The 2,095-nt window shown below is 32.4% G+C and carries 4 protein-coding genes; all 4 read right to left on the bottom strand.

The genetic code is table 11. The features are described from left to right. On the bottom strand, positions 1-273 hold a 273-nt coding region (locus AC1DOS_RS19690; RefSeq protein ID WP_477538845.1), incomplete at its 3' end, for a hypothetical protein. Between the two features lie 196 nt (positions 274-469). Next, positions 470-895: a hypothetical protein gene (locus AC1DOS_RS19685; protein WP_477538844.1), complete on the bottom strand. Its 426-nt coding sequence runs from the start codon at positions 893-895 to the stop codon at positions 470-472. Between the two features lie 73 nt (positions 896-968). After that, on the bottom strand, positions 969-1,472 hold the full coding sequence (locus tag AC1DOS_RS19680; protein ID WP_477538843.1) for a hypothetical protein: 504 nt from the start codon (positions 1,470-1,472) through the stop codon (positions 969-971). Between the two features lie 110 nt (positions 1,473-1,582). Continuing rightward, positions 1,583-1,975, bottom strand: coding sequence for a hypothetical protein (locus AC1DOS_RS19675; protein WP_477538842.1), 393 nt, complete (start codon positions 1,973-1,975; stop codon positions 1,583-1,585). Between the last annotated feature and the right edge of the window lie 120 nt (positions 1,976-2,095).

Raw genomic sequence — 2,095 nt, 5'->3', positions numbered from 1 at the left:
ATTCAGATACTGTGGGGTACCATTTACCCGTACACCAATGTCTTTACTTTGGTGATTTATACTGATTCCTGCTATATCTAAAATTTGTTCCTTCTTTAGTTGAGTTGTTATTTGTTTTGATAACATCCGGGTATTCTGGATCAGAACCTCATCCGATTGTTCTTTCTCAGATTTAACAGTTGAAGCAACTACAATTTCTTGATGGTGATGAATCCATATTCCACCTAATAACATACAACCAAGTGTACCCACTAAGGCAACATTTCTTTTCAAGAATCAAAGCTCCCTCATTATTTATTGATATATCACCGGTTCGCATCACAAAAGGTCCGAAGAAATTTTTTCGTTCAGTTATTGTATGCCCATTTCTAAGGGCATATCAATAAAACAAAATGCCCTATCCTGTCTCTTTGTAATATGAAAAAATGCTTTACTCCTTATTGAAGTAAAGCACCCGTTAGTTGAAGAATTATTTTTTTATTGTGAGTAGAGTTTTCTCGGCTATTTCAATGTCATCCATATCAAACATACTAATATTGATTGTTTGGTCTAATTCCTTGTTTCTTTCCTCTGATTCCTCACCAACACAACAAGTATATAATTCACAATAGTCTCCTCGCTCAAGATGACTATCCAGAATTTCAAGTAAAGCTTTCAAATATTGTTGTTCTTTTTTGTAATTGTGAGGTGAATTTTGTTTATCCTCTTTGTATAATGAAAAACCTACCCAGTGTGCAGTAGCTACTTCATAAATATATTTAGTAGTGATGTGTTTACGAACATCTTCTCTATCATATTTACTCGAAAAGTTTTTACCTATAATAATTAAGTCATCGCTTACTTCATCGCTAATCGGAAGCGTGAAATTACAACCTAAATAATTCGTCAAACTCATTTGAATTCATTCTCCTTTTGGTTTACCTTGTTCAACTAACCTGCCCCGTTAGTTGAAGAAACGAATTTATTCACTAACTCTCCCAATCATCTGGAACAAGCAACCATAAACCAGGTATTACACACTTATTACCTTCAATATAATCATTAGGAGTATATTTGAAGGGCTTGTTAAGCATATTTTTTATCCCATCAATTGTTAGGGTATTTAAAGAATAAATTGAGTTCTTATCATATGATTCCAAAATTGTATTTACTTTTCCCCCATCTGCTTCAAAAAAGTCATTCTGCAACTCACTAAACCAACCATCAAAATATATAGAAGTAGGACCTCCCATTCCGTGTGGACATTCATTAGATTCATTATTAGTTGTATTTACATAACACCACCAAGACACATCAGTAATCATTATCCCTAAAGTTGTTATTTCTTTAATAAACTCTTCTAAATTATCCTTCATTACTATACAGTCAATATACCCCTTACCAACTGGTTGTACTTTATACTTTGAAAAAAGCCTTTTAAATTGTGCGACTAATTCTTTCTTATTAGATTCTAAGTAATCAAGATACATCATTATTTATTGTCCTTTCCTTGTTCTAATCTACTTCTCTCCCATAGTTCAGTAAAAAGCTTTAATCCTTCTTGAAGGAAAGCACCCGTTAGTTCAATAAGGAAATAAAGAAATTATTTCTCTTGTACATCAAGGTTTTCATAAAAATCCTCAACGATTGGATGAATATCTGGTTCAGTATAATAGTAATTTTCATTTACTTCTGTCAGTCCGAACTTGAATGTTTGTTCGTCATCTTGGAAAAGAGTAATTGAATAACGCCAACCCTCTCTTTTTTCTTGATTCTCATCTGGTATGAACTTTATATCTTTTATTTCACCTAAGAATTCCTTTATTACCTCATTCTCTGTGACTGTTTTTTTATATCCCGTACTCCCATCTACTATCACTATCTTAGTTACATCATCAAGGTCTTTCTCATAGAATTGGGAAAGTGTTTTTGTTTCTAATCCACATCCCACTAAAGCGAACGCAATAAAAAAAATAAGACCAAATGTCTTTTTCATCTATATTTCCCCCCTAACCACTTAGACTTTAATTTTATTAACAAGGTTTCAAATAATTCCTTGTTCAACTAAACTGCCCCGTTAGTTCAATAAGAAAAAGGGCTGTTTAAATATTAAATA

The sequence above is a fragment of the Paenisporosarcina sp. P5_A11 genome (assembly GCF_056400705.1).
Note: the sequence above shows the minus strand (reverse complement) of the source record. Positions and strands in the feature narration are given on the sequence as shown.